At 74.2% G+C, this 15839-nt stretch carries 11 protein-coding genes; 5 read left to right on the top strand and 6 right to left on the bottom strand.

Annotated elements, in window-relative coordinates; translation table 11 throughout:
- The first annotated feature begins 39 nt into the window (after positions 1-39).
- Complete coding sequence (locus ACFVGO_RS09090) at positions 40-1263, top strand: 8-amino-7-oxononanoate synthase (RefSeq protein ID WP_380350639.1); 1224 nt, start codon at positions 40-42, stop codon at positions 1261-1263.
- 169 nt (positions 1264-1432) lie between these two features.
- On the opposite strand, the gene ligD is transcribed toward ACFVGO_RS09090, so the two are convergent.
- Positions 1433-2440 (bottom strand): non-homologous end-joining DNA ligase, encoded by a 1008-nt coding sequence (gene ligD, locus ACFVGO_RS09085; RefSeq protein WP_359913322.1) that lies wholly within the window; start codon positions 2438-2440, stop codon positions 1433-1435.
- Between the two features lie 66 nt (positions 2441-2506).
- Between ligD and ACFVGO_RS09080 the strand changes: the two genes are divergently transcribed.
- Complete coding sequence (locus tag ACFVGO_RS09080; RefSeq protein WP_380631221.1) at positions 2507-3568, top strand: ATP-dependent DNA ligase; 1062 nt, start codon at positions 2507-2509, stop codon at positions 3566-3568.
- Between the two features lie 112 nt (positions 3569-3680).
- Here ACFVGO_RS09080 and ACFVGO_RS09075 read toward each other — a convergent pair whose 3' ends face one another.
- A complete protein-coding gene (locus ACFVGO_RS09075; RefSeq protein WP_380631220.1) occupies positions 3681-5144 on the bottom strand; it encodes a serine hydrolase in 1464 nt (487 codons plus the stop codon).
- Between the two features lie 588 nt (positions 5145-5732).
- Between ACFVGO_RS09075 and tdh the strand changes: the two genes are divergently transcribed.
- Positions 5733-6761 carry an L-threonine 3-dehydrogenase gene (tdh, locus tag ACFVGO_RS09070; RefSeq protein WP_380631219.1) on the top strand — a complete coding sequence of 343 codons (1029 nt, stop codon included), beginning with the start codon at positions 5733-5735 and terminating at the stop codon, positions 6759-6761.
- An 80-nt stretch (positions 6762-6841) separates the two neighbouring features.
- Positions 6842-8035 (top strand): glycine C-acetyltransferase, encoded by a 1194-nt coding sequence (locus tag ACFVGO_RS09065; RefSeq protein WP_380631218.1) that lies wholly within the window; start codon positions 6842-6844, stop codon positions 8033-8035.
- Positions 8036-8241: 206 nt separating this feature from the next.
- Here ACFVGO_RS09065 and ACFVGO_RS09060 read toward each other — a convergent pair whose 3' ends face one another.
- The 4 genes from ACFVGO_RS09060 to ACFVGO_RS09045 form a co-directional block, all read right to left on the bottom strand.
- Positions 8242-9834, bottom strand: a complete 1593-nt coding sequence (locus ACFVGO_RS09060; RefSeq protein WP_380631217.1) for a TolB family protein — start codon at positions 9832-9834, stop codon at positions 8242-8244.
- A gap of 164 nt (positions 9835-9998) precedes the next feature.
- Positions 9999-11408, bottom strand: a complete 1410-nt coding sequence (locus ACFVGO_RS09055) for a hypothetical protein (protein ID WP_380631216.1) — start codon at positions 11406-11408, stop codon at positions 9999-10001.
- Between the two features lie 193 nt (positions 11409-11601).
- Positions 11602-13011: a hypothetical protein gene (locus ACFVGO_RS09050; protein ID WP_380631215.1), complete on the bottom strand. Its 1410-nt coding sequence runs from the start codon at positions 13009-13011 to the stop codon at positions 11602-11604.
- A 150-nt stretch (positions 13012-13161) separates the two neighbouring features.
- A complete protein-coding gene (locus ACFVGO_RS09045) occupies positions 13162-14616 on the bottom strand; it encodes a hypothetical protein (RefSeq protein WP_380631214.1) in 1455 nt (484 codons plus the stop codon).
- 228 nt (positions 14617-14844) lie between these two features.
- Between ACFVGO_RS09045 and ACFVGO_RS09040 the strand changes: the two genes are divergently transcribed.
- Entirely contained in the window at positions 14845-15756 is a 912-nt protein-coding gene (locus ACFVGO_RS09040) for a LysR family transcriptional regulator (protein WP_359911184.1), read from the top strand.
- The last annotated feature ends 83 nt before the right edge of the window (positions 15757-15839 follow it).

Here is a 15839-nt window from a genome sequence, read left to right as displayed (position 1 = left end):
ACATTGCCCGACACGCGGCGGCATGCCAGAGTGCCGGGCATGAACCATCCGCTCGCGGCCGAGCCGCGCTCCGCCGTCCCCGCCCCTGCCTCCGCCCCGGCCGCCGCTCCCGCGCACGTCTTCGACTGGCTCGACCAGACGGCCGCGATGCGGGCCGAGGCCGGGCTGACGCGGACGCTGCGCAGCCGGGCCGCGGACGACCCGGTGCTGGACCTCGCGGGCAACGACTACCTGGGCCTGACCAGGCATCCGGTCGTCACGCGGGCGGCCGCGGACGCGGCACTGCGCTGGGGCGGCGGCTCGACCGGATCGCGGCTGGTGACCGGGACGACCGCGCTGCACACCGAACTGGAGCAGGAGCTGGCCGAGTTCTGCGGAACGGAGGCCGCGCTGGTGTTCTCCTCCGGGTACACGGCCAACCTCGCGGCGCTGACCGCGCTCACCGACCCGGACACCCTGATCGTCTCCGACGCCTACAACCACGCCTCGCTGATCGACGGCTGCCGGCTCTCCCGCGCCGACGTCCACCGGGCCCCGCACAGCGACCCGGCGGCCGTCGCCGAGGCGCTCGCCGGGCGGGCCCGGCCGCGGGCGCTGGTGGTCACTGACTCGGTGTTCTCGGTGGACGGCGACGCGGCCCCGCTGCCCGCGCTGTCGGAGGCCGCCCGCGCGCACGGCGCCGCCCTGCTGGTCGACGACGCGCACGGGCTGGGCGTGCTCGGCCCCGGCGGCACCGGGGCGCTCGCGGCGGCCGGGCTCGCCGGGCAGCCGGACACCGTGGCCACCGCCACCCTCTCCAAGTCGCTCGGCTCGCAGGGCGGTGTCGTCCTCGGCCCGCGCCGGGTGATCCGCCACCTCACCGAGACCGCCCGCACCTTCATCTTCGACACCGGTCTCGCCCCGGCCGCCGCCGGCGCCGCCCTCGCCGCCCTGCGGCTGCTGCGCGCCGAGCCGGCCCGCGCCGAGCGCGCCCGCGAGGTGGCCCGCACCCTGGCCCGGCAGCTCACCGCCGCCGGACTGCACAGCTGCGAGCCCGAGGCGGCCGTGGTGTCCGTCCGCGCCCCGGGCCCCGAGGCCGCCGTGGCCTGGGCCGCCGACTGCCGCCGCGCGGGCCTCGCCGTCGGCTGCTTCCGCCCGCCGTCCGTCCCGGACGGCATCTCCCGGCTGCGGCTGACCGCCCGGGGCGACCTGACCGACGGGCAGATCGCCGAGGCCGTCCGCATCATCGCCGAACTGGCCCCGGCCGGTGCGCGGGGCGAATGAGCGGACAGCGGGGAGATAGGCCGCTCGGAGCGACCGGGCCCGCCGGGCAGGACGGCGGGATGACCGATCCGCGCCGGGACGAGCACGTGGCACGGCCTCGGGTACGACGCGGCCGCCGACCGGGTCCGGGGGCTGTGGACGCCGCCGGTGGACTGACCGGGCCGGCCGACTACTTCTTCCTCGCCCGGCTCGGCTGGACCCGGGTGGGCTCGCCGGCCGCCTTGGGGTGGTCCGGCGGGTACGGGAGTTCGCCGAGGCCCTCGTCGCGCAGCTGCTTCTCGTACAGCTCCAGCAGGGGCTCCAGGCGGAACGCCAGGCCGTCCATCTCCGCGTTCAGGTCGCCGAGTTCGGCGAAGCGGGCGGGGAGGGTGCGCAGGTCGAAGTCCTCGGGGGCGGCGTCGTCCAGTTCCTCCCAGCGCAGTGGGGCGGAGGCGGTGGCGCGCGGGCGGGCGCGCAGCGAGTAGGCGGAGGCGATGGTGCGGTCGCGGGCCATCTGGTTGTAGTCGACGAAGATTCGCTCGCCGCGTTCCTCCTTCCACCAGGCGGTGGTGACCTTTCCGGGCATCCGCTGCTCCAGCACCCGGCCGAGGGCGATCACCGCGTGCCGCCCGTCGGTGAACGTCCACTCGGGCGCCAGCGGCACGTAGACGTGCAGTCCGCGCCCGCCGGAGGACTTGGGCCAGCCGCGCAGCCCGTACTCCTCCAGCAGGGCGCGCAGTTCGTGGGCGGCGCGGACGGCGTCGTGGAAGTCGGTGCCGGGCTGCGGGTCGAGGTCGATCCGCAGCTCGTCGACGTGGCCGGTGTCGGAGCGCCGCACCGGCCAGGGGTGGAAGGTGAGGCAGCCCAGGTTGGCGGCCCACAGCACGGCGGCCGGCTCGGTGGGGCAGATCTCGTCGGCGGAGCGGCCGGAGGGGAATTCGATCCGGGCGGTGGGCAGCCATTCCGGCAGGCCCTTGGGGGCGCGCTTCTGGTAGAAGAACTCGCCGTCCACGCCGTCCGGGAAGCGCTGCAGGGTGGTCGGCCGGTCGCGGAGCCCGCGCAGCACCCCGTCGGCGACGGCCAGGTAGTACTGCGCGACGTCCAGCTTGGTGAAGCCGCGCTCGGGGTAGTACACCTTGTCCGGGTTCGACAGCCGGACGGTGCGCCCGGCGACTTCCAGTTCCACGGCTGAGCCCATGCCCCACACGCTAAGCGCCGGGCGCCCGGCGCGCGCTCCGGGGCGATGCGGGCGAGGATCGGACGCATGGACCTGCCCGTGATGCCGCCGGTGGCGCCGATGCTCGCCAAGTCGGTGGCCAGGATCCCGCCCGGGATGCAGTACGAGGCGAAGTGGGACGGCTTCCGCTCCGTCGTGTTCCGCGACGGGGACGAGGTGGAGCTCGGCAGTCGCACCGGAAAGCCGCTGACCAGGTACTTCCCCGAGCTGGTCGAGGCGTTCAAGCGGGAGTTGCCGCCGCGCTGCGTGCTGGACGGCGAGGTGGTGATCGCCCGGGACGGCCGGCTGCGCTTCGAGGAACTGCTGGAGCGCATCCACCCGGCCGCGAGCCGGGTCAGGCTGCTCGCCGAGCGGACCCCGGCCTCCTTCGTCGCCTTCGACCTGCTCGCCCTCGGGGAGGAGAGTCTGCTGGACGAGCCGCTGTCGGTGCGCCGTCCGGCCCTGGAGGCCGCGCTCGCCGACGCCGCCGACCCGGTGTTCACCGCCCCCGCCGCCACCGACCTCGACCTCGCCCGGACCTGGTTCGCCGAGTACGAGGGCGCCGGGCTGGACGGGGTGGTCGCCAAGCCGCTGGACCAGCCGTACCGGCCGGGGGAGCGGACCATGTACAAGATCAAGCACGAGCGCACCGCCGACTGCGTGGTGGCCGGCTACCGCGAGCACAAGAGCGGCCCGGTGGTCGGTTCGCTGCTGCTCGGCATCTTCGACGGGGATGGCAGGCTCCAGCACGTCGGGGTCTGCGCCGCCTTCCCGATGGCCCGTCGGCGCGAACTCGTCGAGGAACTGGCCCCGTTGCGGATGGACGACCTCTCGCAGCACCCCTGGGGCGGCTGGGCGGACGAGGCCGCGCACGCCGAGGGCCGGCTGCCCGGCGCGGTCAGCCGCTGGACCGGCGGCAAGGACCTCTCCTGGATCGCGCTGCGCCCCGAGCGGGTGGTCGAGGTCGCGTACGACCACATGGAGGGCACCCGCTTCCGGCACACCGCGCAGTTCCGCCGCTGGCGACCGGACCGTACGCCGGAGAGCTGCACCTACGCGCAGTTGGAGGAGCCGGTCTCGTACGACCTCGGCAAGGTGCTGGGGAGCTGACGACGCGCCGGACAGCGCGGCGGCGCGGGAGGGCCCGACCCGGTCGACCGGGGGGGGCCCCCACCCTCCCCACTGGGTCGGGCCCTCCCGCGTGCGTGCGTGCGGGTGCGGTTCAGGAGATGTGGAGTGTGGCGGCGGCGGTGGGCGTGGCCGACGCGGTCTCCGCGGGCGAGGCCGTCGGAGAGCCGGTCGGGGAGCCGGTCGGAGAGCCGGTCGGCGAGCCCGTCGGGGAGCCCGTGGGCGAGGGGGAGGCCGTCGGGGAGGCCGAGCCGGGCGGGGTGGGCAGCGTGTAGACGTTGTTCGGCGAGACGATCTGGGTGATCGCCCGCGCCAGGAACGTCGAGGGCTCCGAACCGTCGTGCAGGATGTCGGTGTTGAGCAGGATGGCCAGGCTGGCCCTGGCCTGCGGCAGGTAGATCACCACGCTCTCGTACCCGGGCAGCGAGCCGTTGTGGCCGATCCACCCGTGGGTGGTGAACACCCCGAAGCCGTAGCCGAGGTCCGGGGTCGGCCCGACCGGCACGAACTTCAGCCGCTCCGCCTGGGTGGCGGGCTTGATCAGCGGCTCCCCGGTGGCCAGCACCTTCGACCAGGTCTGCAGGTCGGCGAGGCTGGAGATGACGGCGCCGGCCGCCCAGCCCCAGGACGGGTTCCAGGTGGTGGCGTCCTCGACCGCGCCGCTGGCCGTCTGGTTGGTGTAGCCGTGGGCGTGCGGGTCCGGGAAGGCCGCGTCGGTCGGCAGGCTGGTCCTGGAGAGCCCGGCCGGGGTGAACACCTGCTGGTTCAGGAAGTCCTGGAGCGGCTGCCCGCCGACCTTCTCGACCACCAGGCCGAGCAGGATCAGGTTGGTGTTGGAGTACTCGAACTGGGCGCCCGGGGCGAAGTTCGCGGGGTGCTTGAACGCGTACGCGAGGAGCTGGTCCGGGGTGAAGGGCTGGTTGGGGTCGCCGAAGAACGCCTGCTGGAAGCCGGAGTCCAGGGTGTAGTTGAACAGGCCGCTGCGCATCTCGCCGAGCTGGCGCAGGGTGATGCCGTCGCCGCCGGGCACGTTCGGGACGTATTTGGAGATCGGGTCGTCCAGGCCCAGCTTGCCCTGGTCCACGAGCCGCAGGATGCCGGTGGCGGTGAAGGTCTTGGACACGCTGCCGATCCGCATGTACATGTCGGCCGAGATCGGCGCCCCCGAGTTCTTGTCCGCGACGCCGAAGGTGCGCTGGTAGCTGCCGTCGGGGGCGGTGTAGCCGACGATCACCCCGGGGATGGAGACCTCGCTCATCACCTGCTTGATCGCGGTGTCCAGCTGGTTCATGACGTCCTGGGTGAGCGGCACCACCGCGCCGGAGGCGACGCCCGTCGGAGTCGCGGTCGGGCTCATCGCGGCCGGTTCGGCGGTGACGGCCGGATCGGCCTGCCGTGCGGGCGCGGCGTCCCCGGAGCAGGCGGAGACGGCGAGCAGGCCGCTCAGCGCGAGGGCGGCGGAGGCCACCCGTACGGACCGGGGGACGGCCGGGCGCGGAGTGCGGGGGACCCGCACGGAGCGGGGAACGGCCGGTCGGGGCCGTCGGGTGTCGGTCATCGGCGCAGGCGCCTCTCTGGGGCGGACGGCCCCTTGGCGAAGGGCCCCGGAGCGCTGCTCGGGCAGGCCGGGGCGCTGCTCCACGGGGCCGCGGGGGGAGCGTCGCCACCGTAAGCACCGCCGCCGTACGGGCGCGCGCGGGTCGGTGCCGGGCTGGACCGAACGGGAGCGCGGTCAGCCGAGTGCCCCGTCCCACTGGCGGCCCGGTGTCAGCCATTCCGGCCGAGCCACGCACCCCTGGCCGGCGCCACGCACCCCTGCCGAGCCACCCGTCCCCGGCCGGCGCCACGCACCCCTGCCGAGCCACCCGTCCCCGGACGGCGTCCCGTCGGACGGCGTCACGGCGGCCGCCCCGCGCTCGGCCGGACGGGTGAGCACCGGCATGCCGCACCCCCCGTCGGCCGCTGCTCGGGCACGATCGTTCAGCCCAGCTGTGGCCGCCCTTAAGAATTCCTCGATGGACCGCACCCCCTCCGACCAGGCAGATTTCTGCCTGCCCGGAGTGCACCCGTCAGGGACGGCCGAACCGGGCTCCCTCGGCCTGCCCCCGCACCCGCAGGCCGTCCCACCCGCACGTCAGGAGCCGCCGTGAAGGCACTCGTCAAGCAGCAGGCCGAGCCCGGGCTCTGGCTGATGGACGTCCCCATGCCCGAGATCGGCCCCGGCGAGGTGCTGATCAAGGTGCTGCGGACCGGCATCTGCGGCACCGACCTGCACATCCGCAAGTGGGACGGCTGGGCCCAGCAGACCATCAGGACCCCGCTGGTGCTGGGCCACGAGTTCGTCGGCGAGGTCGCCGAGCTCGGCGCCGGCGTCGCGGACATCGCGGTCGGCGACCTGGTCAGCGGCGAGGGCCACCTGGTCTGCGGCAAGTGCCGCAACTGCCTGGCCGGCCGCCGCCACCTGTGCCGCAACACCGTCGGCCTGGGCGTCAACCGTGACGGCGCCTTCGCCGAGTACGTGGCGCTGCCCGCCTCCAACGTCTGGGTGCACCGGGTGCCGGTCGACCTGGACGTGGCCGCGATCTTCGACCCGTTCGGCAACGCCGTGCACACCGCGCTGTCCTTCCCGCTGGTCGGCGAGGACGTGCTGGTCACCGGCGCCGGCCCGATCGGCATCATGGCCGCCGCCGTCGCCAAGCACGCCGGCGCCCGCAACGTGATGATCACCGATGTCTCCCCGTACCGCCTCGACCTGGCCCGCCAGGTCGGTGTGACGCTGGCGCTCGACGTCTCCGAGCACACCATCGAGGAGGGCCAGCAGAAGCTGGGCCTGCGCGAGGGCTTCGACGTCGGCCTGGAGATGTCCGGCCGTCCCGAGGCGATGCAGTCGATGATCGCCAACATGACCCACGGCGGGAAGATCGCCATGCTCGGCCTGCCCGCCGAGCAGTTCCCGGTGGACTGGGCCTCGATCGTCACCTCGATGATCACCATCAAGGGCATCTACGGCCGCGAGATGTTCGAGACCTGGTACGCGATGTCCGTGCTGCTGGAGGGCGGCCTGGACCTCAGCCCGGTGATCACCGGCCGCTACGCCGCCACCGACTTCGAGGCCGCGTTCGACGACGCCGCGGGCGGCAACTGCGGCAAGATCATCCTCGACTGGACCGCCTGAGCCCGCCCCAGCCCCGCCGGCGTTCCCCCGCCGAAGTTCCCCGCCGAACCGCCCCCGCCGAACTGATTGAGGAGACCGCAGTGTTCGACAACGTGCGTGCCGACGTCGCCGCCACCCTGGACGAGATCCGCGAGGCCGGCCTGTTCAAGCCCGAGCGGGTGATCGGAAGCCCGCAGAGCGCCGCCGTCACCGTGACCGGCGGCGGCCGCCCGGGCGAGGTGCTGAACTTCTGCGCCAACAACTACCTCGGCCTGGCCGACCACCCCGAGGTGCTCGCCGCGGCCAAGGACGCCCTGGACCGCTGGGGCTACGGGATGGCCTCGGTCCGCTTCATCTGCGGCACCCAGGACGTCCACAAGGAGCTGGAGGACCGCCTCTCGGCCTTCCTCGGCCAGGAGGACACGATCCTCTACTCCTCCTGCTTCGACGCCAACGGCGGCGTCTTCGAGACCCTGCTGGACGACCGCGACGCCGTCATCTCCGACGCGCTGAACCACGCCAGCATCATCGACGGCATCCGGCTCAGCAAGGCCCGCCGCCACCGCTACGCCAACCGTGACCTGGCCGACCTGGAGAAGCAGCTCCAGGACACCCAGGACGCCCGCCGCCGCCTGATCGTCACCGACGGCGTGTTCTCCATGGACGGCTACGTCGCCCCGCTGCGCGAGATCTGCGACCTGGCCGACCGCTACGACGCCATGGTCATGGTGGACGACTCGCACGCCGTCGGCTTCGTCGGCGCGGGCGGCCGGGGCACCCCGGAGCTGCACGGCGTGATGGACCGCGTGGACATCATCACCGGCACCCTCGGCAAGGCGCTCGGCGGCGCCTCCGGCGGCTACGTCGCCGCCCGCCGGGAGATCGTCGCCCTGCTGCGCCAGCGCTCCCGCCCGTACCTGTTCTCCAACTCGCTGGCCCCGGTGATCGCGGCCGCCTCGCTCAAGGTGCTCGACCTGGTCGAGAAGTCCAACGAGCTGCGCGAGCGGCTCGCGGCCAACACCGCGCTGTTCCGGGCGCGGATGACCGAGGCCGGGTTCGAGATCCTGCCCGGCGACCACCCGATCGCCCCGGTGATGATCGGCGACGCGGCCGAGGCCGGCCGGCTCGCCGAGCTGCTGCTGGAGCGCGGCGTGTACGTGATCGGCTTCTCCTACCCGGTGGTGCCGCACGGCCAGGCCCGGATCCGGGTGCAGCTGTCCGCGGCGCACTCCACCGAGGACGTCGAGCGCGCCGTCGCGGCCTTCGTGGACGCGCGCGCCGCCCTGGAGGGCTGACCTCCACCCAGGCTGCCCGTGGGCCGGACCGCTCGGAACCGGACCGTCCCACGGGCTCACAACCGCCGCGCGGCGGAGGCGAATCGACGCGCCCCCGCCGTACGGCCCCCAGACCACCTGCCCCACCCTCCCGCAACGGGGGCGGGACGCCGGCCGCGCCGACGTCCCGCCCCCGTCGTGGTTATCTATCGGAGGACGGCTGCCGGTCAGTCGTCCTCGTTCTCGCCCTGGTCGTCGCCGGCACCGCTCCGGTGGAACCCGGCGGGCTTGGCGAAGACCTGGCCGTTCTCGACCGCCGGGCCGGTGCCGCCGGTGACCAGGTTGCCGCTGGTCGAGTCGAACACCACGGTGTTCCCCGAGGCGGAGACGAACGGCTGCGTCGACGAGCCGTTGCCGAGCGAGCCGTCCGGCGCGGCGGCGACCCGCTCGGTGCGGCCGGTGCGAAGGTCCTGGCGGTAGACGTCCCAGCCCGGGTGCTGGGGGCCGGCCACCAGGTTGTCGGCGGCGGACTCGAAGTAGATCCAGCGGTTGTCGGCGGTGATCGAGCCGTGGTCGGAGGAGCCGACCGAGCTGGTGCCGGGCAGGCCGCCGCTGACCTTCGTCACGGTGCCGGTCCGCAGGTCCCGCACGTGGAGCACGGTGTGGTAGCGGTGGCCGCCGGTCGAGCCGCCGGGCTCGGACAGGGTGTAGATCGCGCGCCGCCCGTCGGGGCTGATCGTCGCCTCGAAGCTGGAGCTGCCGATCGTGCCGTCGAGGCCCGCGCTCACCGGTGTGAGCGTCCGGGAGCGGACGTCGTAGGTGTAGTAGGGGGCGGCGGTCGGGCGGGCCAGGCTCGGCTGCGCCGCGGACTGCGGGATGCTGCGGCGCGCGGCCTCGACGGCGCTCGGGGCGAGCTCCACGTCGGCGGAGGCGTCGGCGGAGGCGGAGGCCGTGGCCGCCGCCGCGGCGGTCGCGGCGGCGAGGCCGGGGGCCTGCTCGTCCGGCAGCAGGCTGGAGATGGAGCCGAAGCCGATGGTGCGGCCGTCCGCGCTGATCGTCGGTCGGAAGGACGTGCTCTCGCCCGGCTTGCCGTTCACGTCGTGGGAGACCAGCCGGGTGGTGTGGGTCCAGCGGTCGGTGAGGTAGACGTTGATCTTCCAGGTGTAGGGCCGGGCGAGCGAGGGCTCGGGGGCGGGCTCCGGCTCGGGGTCCACGACGGTCGGGTCCAGGTCGGTCCGGGAGGACACGTAGACCACGTACCGGCCGTTGCCGCTGACCTGCGCGTTGTACGAGGAGTGGTACTGGTCGGTGTCGGTGTTGGTGGGGCTGCTGCTGACCAGCTCAGTGCGGCCGGTCCTGCGGTCCCTGATGTACACCTCGGTGCGGTTCTTGACCTGCGCGCCGGGCGCCACGTTCTCGTCCTCGCTCTCGAAGACGACGTAGCGGCCGTCGGCGCTGATCCCGGCCTGGTCGGTCGAGCCGCTCAGCGCCCCGCCCGCGTCGGACAGGTTGACCTGTTCGAGGCGGCCGGTGCGCAGGTCCTTCACGTAGGCGTTGCTCCAGCCCACCGAGGGGTGGGGCAGCAGGTTCGTGGCCCGGGAGGTGAACAGGGCGTAGCGGCCGTTCGCGCTGATGCCCTGGGCCGTCGACTGGTTGTCGGGCGCCGCGCCGTTCGGCCCGAGGCTGACCTGGGTGGTGCCGCGCGGCACCGGTCCGGCCTGGGCCGGGGCGGCGGCGACGGCGAGCAGGGCGGCCGCGACCAGGACGCTGCCGCCGCCCGACAGCCAACGGTTGCGGGTCGTCCGGGTGGTTCGTGTCATGAAGGTGTTCCTCCCCAGCGATCACCCGGCCGGGCTCCCTCCCGGCAACGGGCTTTCGGCAGAGCCAATCGTCGGGAGGGCCGGGGGGTCAACGCCCTCCGGTAATGTCGGCGTAAAATACGTCAACGGACGTATGCCGCAAGGGAATCAAGCCATCCGGATCATCACGGGCGGCGCACGAAGACGTCCGCGGCGGCGTTGGTGTCGCCCGGGACGAGGTCACCGTCGTCGGCGGTGAAGACCACCGTCCCGCCGCCGGCGTCCACGAACGGGTCCGAGGAGTCGGAGGTGCTCTGCCCGCCGTCCCGGGTGAGGCTGACCCGTTCGATCGCGCCGGTCCTCAGATCGCGGCGGAAGACGTCGCTGACGCCGTTGGTGTCGCCGGGGACGAGGTTGTCGGCGGCGGAGTCGAAGTAGACCCAGTGGCCGTCGAAGGTCATGGCGGGGTCCTGGGCGCTCGCGGTGGTCGTGGTGCCGGGCAGGAAGGCGTTGAGCCGCGTCAGCCGGCCGGTGGCCAGTTCCCGGGCGTACAGGTCCGACCGGAAGTGGTTGGAGCCGGGCCCGCCGATGCGGAACGGCAGGCCGAACAGGGCGTAGCGGCCGTCGGGGCTGATCCGGGAGCCCCTGCTGACGCCGCGCAGGGCGCCCTCGTCGTCCACGCTGGCGCCGGAGACCTTCCCGGTGTCGGCCTTCCAGACGAAGTACGGGTAGAAGCGGGCCGGGGCCAGCCCGGGTGCACCGGCGTCGGTGCCAGAGGCGGTGTCGGCGGCGGGGGCGGTGCCGGGGGCGGCATCGGGGCCGGCGGGCGGGTCCTGCGGGAGCAGGTTGGTCGCCCGGGAGGTGAAGCCGACGGTGGCGCCGTCCGCGCTGATCGTCACGCCGTAGGAGGTGTTGTTGGCGGCCCCGCCGTCCGCACCGGTGGTGACCACCCGGGTCGTGCCGGTCCAGCGGTCGGTGATCAGGACGTTGAAGTGGCGCGGGTCCGAGCCCGGGGCGAGGTCGGTGCGGTTGGAGGTGTAGGCGACGTAGCGGCCGTCCCGGCTCAGGGACGGACTGTCGGAGTAGCCCTCGTCGTCGCCGGACCCGCCCCCGGTGACCAGTTCGGTGCGGCCGGTCCAGCGGTCGCGGACGAAGACGTCGCTGAAGCGCCTCGGCTGGCCGGGTACCACGTTGGTGGCGCTGGTGCTGAAGGCCACGAACCGGCCGTCGGCGCTGATCGAGGCGTCCGCGGTGGGTGCGTCCAGCCGGGAGCCGTCGTCGGCGACGCTGACCCGTTCGACGTGTCCGTTGCGCAGGTCGCGGACGTAGACCTCCTCCGCGTTCGGGGTGCCGGGCCCGGGCAGCAGGTCGGCCGCGGTCGAGGTGAACAGCGCGGAGCGGCCGTCCTCGCTCAGCCCGATCGCGATCGAACGCCCGTTGATCTGCCCGCCCTTGGCGGTCTCGCTGACCCGGGCGGTGTCGCCCTTGGGCGGCCTGGCCTCGGCGGCGGGCAGCGCCGCTCCGGCGGCCACGGCGGTGGCGGCCAGCACGGCGGCGGTGCGGGCGAGCCGGCGTCGGGTGCGTGCGTGCGTCATGGATCGTCCTCCCCTGATGGCGGTCCCGGGCCCACGGCCCCCGCGGCCCGGTCGGGGAGAGCCAAGCGTCGTGCGGACGGTTGGTCAACGACCGGTGGCGATTCCGCTCGGAAATACGCCACCGGTCGTATGCCGCAAGGGAGTCAGGGCATCGGACCGTCGGACCGTCGGAGCTTCAGGGTGCGTCGGGCCGTCACAGCCGGCGCAGGAAGACGTCCAGCACCTGGTTGGTGTCGCCCGGCACCAGGTCGCCGTCGTCGGCGGTGAAGAGCACGGTGTCGCCGGTGGCGTCCACGAACGGGCTGAAGGACGAGGAGGTGCTCTGCCCGCCGGCCCGGGTGAGACTGACCCGTTCGATCCGGCCGGTCCACAGGTCGCGGCGGAAGATGTCGCTGGCGTCGTTGGTGTCGCCGGGGACCAGGGTCTCGGCGCTGGAGTCGAAGTAGACCCAGTGGCTGTCGGCCGTCATGACGCCGCCGGACGAGGACCACTTGGTGCTGGTGCCCGGCAGATCGGTGTTGACCTTGGTGACCCTGCCGGTGGCCAGCTCGTGGACGTAGAGGTCCAGCCGGGTGCCGTGGGCCGGGCCGGGGAAGCCGCCGACGAACACCGGGACGCTGTAGATCGCGAAGCGGCCGTCCGGGCTGACCCTGGCGTCGTAGGAGACGCCGGTCAGCTCGCCGGCGTCGTTCAGGCTTGCACCGACGATCTTTCCGGTGTCGGCCTTCCAGACGTAGCACCGGTAGTAGTGGGGCCCGGCCAGCTGGGGCGAGTCGGCGGCGGGGTCGGCGTCGGTGGTGCTGCCGGCGCCGGGGTCGGTGGCCGGGGGCTCCGGCAGCAGGTTCCCCGCGCGGGAGGTGAAGGCGACGGTGGAGCCGTCCGCGCTGATCGTCGGGGCGAAGGAGCCGTTGTCGGCACCCTCGCCGTCCGCGCCGACGGTGACCAGCCGGCTGGTGCGGGTCCAGCGGTCGGTGACGTAGACGTTGTTCCTGCCGCGCCGCAGGGTGCCCGGGGCGAGGTCGCTGCGGTTGGAGACGTAGGCGACGTAGCGGCCGTCGCGGCTGATGCTGGGGCTGAGGGCCCCGAACCCGCTCTGGTCGTCGGTGCTCGGCACGGCGGCGGCGGTGACCAGTTCGGTGTGTCCGGTCCAGCGGTCGCGGACGAAGATGTCGCTGGGGTGGCTCGGCCGGCCGGGCACCACGTTGGTGGCGGTGGTGCTGAAGGCCACGAACCGGCCGTCGGCGCTGATCGAGGCGTCGGTGGTGGCGGCGTTCAGCGCGGAGCCGTCGTCGGCGACGCTGACCTTCTCGACGTGCCCGTTGCGCAGATCGCGGACGTAGACCTCGTCCGTGTTCGGGGTGCCGGGCCCGGGCAGCAGATCGGTCGCGGCGGAGGTGAAGAGTGCGGACCGGCCGTCCTCGCTCAGCCCGAGCGGCGTCGAGTAGGCGTTGAGCTGGGCGCCCTTGGCGGTCTCGCTGACCCGGGCGGTGTCGCCCTTCGGCGGCTTGGCCTCGGCGGCGGGCATCACGGCCCCGGCCACGGCGGTGGCGGCCAGGACGGCGGCGGCGCGGGCCGGCCATCTGCGGGTGCGTGCGGTGGTCATGGAACGTCCTCCCCTGGATCGCCCGACCGCGCTCCCTCCCGGCGGCGGGCCCTCGCAGAGCCAACCGTCGGGAGGGCCGGTGGTCAACGGCCGGGGGTGATCCCGTCCGGAAATACGTCAACGGACGTATCCCGCAAGGGAGTCGGGACCTTACAGGCGGCGCCGGAAGACGTCCGTGGTGGCGCTGTCGGCGACGGGCGCCAGGTTGCCGTCCTCGGCGCTGAACAGCAGGGTCGTGTCGTCGGCGTCGACCTGCGGGAAGAAGGCGGAGGTGGTGCTCTGCGAGCCGTCCTGGGTGAGGGTGACCCGCTCGGTGTGCCCGCTGCGCAGGTCGGTGCGGAAGATGTCGGCCTGCCCGTTGGTGTCGCCGGGCACCAGGTCGGCGACGTCGGAGGTGAAGTACACCCAGCGGTCGTTCAGCGGCATGACGGGGTTGTAGGAGGATTCGAGGGCGCTGCCGGACAGCGGCTGGTTGACCTTGGTGGTCCGGCCGGTGGCCAGCTCGCGGGCGTAGACGTCCTGGTGGACACCGTGCGAGCCGGGCCGGCCGCCCTCCTCGTAGACCGTGTAGAGCGCGTAGCGGCCGGAGGGGCTGATCCGCCCGTCGTTGCCGGCGCCGATGAGCTCGCCGGTCCCGTCGTAGCTGGCGCCGGTGATCTTCCCGGTGCGGGCGTCCCAGACGTAGTACGGGTAGGCGCGGATTCCGGTCAGCTCGGCGCCGTCGGCGGTGTCGGCGGTGTCGGCCGCAGACGCGGCGGAGGCGGCTCGGTCGGCTGCGGCGGCTTGGTCGGCTCGGTCGGCTCGGTCGGCGAGCGAGGACGGGGCCTGGTCGGCCGGGAGCAGGTTGCCGGCCCGCGAGGTGAAGCCGATCACGGTGCCGTCGGCGCTGATCGTCGGGCGGGAGGAGTTGTGGTCGGCCGGGGTGCCGTCCGCCCCGGTGCTGACCACCCGGGTGGTGCGGGTCCAGCGGTCGGTGACGAAGACGTTGAACCTGCCGCGGCGCACGCCGGGTGCGAGGTCGGTGCGGTCGGAGGAGTAGACCACGTAGCGGCCGTCCCCGCTGATGGCGGCGTCGAAGGCGTTGCGGGCGCTCTGGTCGTCGCCCGCGCCGGAGGTGCCGTCGCCCGTGGTGACCAGCTCGGTGCGGCCGGTCCAGCGGTCCCGGACGAAGACGTCGGTGGTGTGCTTCGGCCGGCCGGGCACCACGTTGGTCGCGTAGCTGCTGAACGCCACGTACCGGCCGTTGCCGCTGATCGCCGCGTCGTTGGTGCCGGCGTCCAGCGCGGAGCCGTCGGCGGCGACGCTGATCCGCTCGGTGCGGCCGTTGCGCAGGTCCCGGACGTAGACGTCGCCGACGGCCCCGGCGCCGCCGGGCAGCAGGTTGGTCGCCGACGAGGAGAACAGCGCGTACCGGCCGTCGCCGCTCAGCCCGAGCGCGAACGAGGGCCCGTTCAGGGCCTCGCCCTTGGCGCCCTCGCTGACCCGGGCGGTGTCGCCCTTGGGCGGGCGGGCCTCGGCGGCGGGCATCGCGGCTCCGGCCGCCGTGACGGCCGCCAGGACGGCGGCGGTACGGGCCAGTCGGTGGCGGGTGCGTGCAGTGGTCATCGATCATCCTCCCCTGATGACTGCCCCGGGCCCTCGGCCCCCCGTGGCCCGGTCGGCACGAGCCAAGCGCCGCGCGGATGTCCGGTCAACGGACAGGAGCGATCTCGTCCGGAAATGCGCCACCGCGCGTGCCTCCGGCCGAAACCGCCGCTCCGGCGGGCCCGCCCGGCCCGCCCGGGTTCCGGCCCGCCGGTCCGGCACGCCGCGCCGCGCTGGCAGAATTGGTCCGTGATCGACGCACGACGGCTGCGGACCCTGCGGGCCGTGGCGGACCACCGCACCGTGACCGCCGCGGCGGCCGCCCTCTACCTGACCCCCTCCGCGGTCTCCCAGCAGCTGGCCGCCCTGGAGCAGGAGACCGGCCACGACCTGCTCGCCCGGGAGGGCCGGGGCGTACGGCTGACCGCCGCCGGGGAGATCCTGCTCGGCCACGCCGACGTGGTGCTCGCCCAGCTGGAGCGCGCCGAGGCCGACCTCGCCGCGTACAGCGCGGGCGTCTCCGGGGAGGTCACCGTCGCCTCCTTCGCGACCGCCATCGCCTCGGTGCTCGCCCCCGCCGTCGGCCTGCTCGCCGAGCGCGCCCCCGGGGTGCGGCTCAAGGTGCTGGACGCCGAGGGCGACGCCAGCCTGCCGATGGTGCTGGACGGCCGGGCCGACCTCGCGGTGGCCGTCGAGTACCGGGGCGCCCCGCGCGCCGACGACGCCCGGCTGACCCGGGTGCCGCTGTACGCCGAGCCCTTCGAGGCCGTCCTGCCGCTCGGCCACCGGCTGGCCGACGAGTCCGGCCCGCTGGCCGTCGCCGCGCTGGCCGACGAGCCGTGGATCGGGCCGTACCCGGGTAACCCCTGCCACGACGTGGTGCTGCTGGCCTGTGAGCACGCCGGGTTCCAGCCCCGGCTGCTGCACTCCTCCGACGACTTCCGGGCCGTGGTGGCGCTCGCCTCGGCGGGCCTCGGGGTGGCGCTGGTGCCGCGCTCGGCGCTGCGCGGCGTCGACCTCCGCGAGGTCGCGGTGCGGCCGGTGGACAGCGAGCTCGCCACCCGGCGGGTCTTCGCCGCCGTCCGGACCGGTGCCGACGGGCACCCGCTGGTCCGGCCGGTCCTGGACTCCCTCGCGCAGGCGGCGGCCGCGGGCGCGTGAGCCGACCGCGCGCGGGGCGGCCGCGGGTCCTGCGGCCCTCGGCGCCTGCGGCTGCTCGGGCCCTGCGGCTGCTCGGCGTCCCG

This window comes from Kitasatospora sp. NPDC057738 (assembly GCF_042798815.1).
Taxonomy (GTDB): domain Bacteria; phylum Actinomycetota; class Actinomycetes; order Streptomycetales; family Streptomycetaceae; genus Kitasatospora; species Kitasatospora lactacystinica.
Note: the sequence above shows the minus strand (reverse complement) of the source record. Positions and strands in the feature narration are given on the sequence as shown.

Coding starts and splice junctions, on each gene's coding strand:
- ACFVGO_RS09090 (WP_380350639.1), top strand. CDS start 40: ATGAACCATCCGCTCGCGGCCGAGCCGCGCTCCGCCGTCCCCGCCCCT.
- ligD (WP_359913322.1), bottom strand. CDS start 2,440: ATGGGCTCAGCCGTGGAACTGGAAGTCGCCGGGCGCACCGTCCGGCTG.
- ACFVGO_RS09080 (WP_380631221.1), top strand. CDS start 2,507: ATGGACCTGCCCGTGATGCCGCCGGTGGCGCCGATGCTCGCCAAGTCG.
- ACFVGO_RS09075 (WP_380631220.1), bottom strand. CDS start 5,144: ATGACCGACACCCGACGGCCCCGACCGGCCGTTCCCCGCTCCGTGCGG.
- ACFVGO_RS09060 (WP_380631217.1), bottom strand. CDS start 9,834: ATGACACGAACCACCCGGACGACCCGCAACCGTTGGCTGTCGGGCGGC.
- ACFVGO_RS09055 (WP_380631216.1), bottom strand. CDS start 11,408: ATGACGCACGCACGCACCCGACGCCGGCTCGCCCGCACCGCCGCCGTG.
- ACFVGO_RS09050 (WP_380631215.1), bottom strand. CDS start 13,011: ATGACCACCGCACGCACCCGCAGATGGCCGGCCCGCGCCGCCGCCGTC.
- ACFVGO_RS09045 (WP_380631214.1), bottom strand. CDS start 14,616: ATGACCACTGCACGCACCCGCCACCGACTGGCCCGTACCGCCGCCGTC.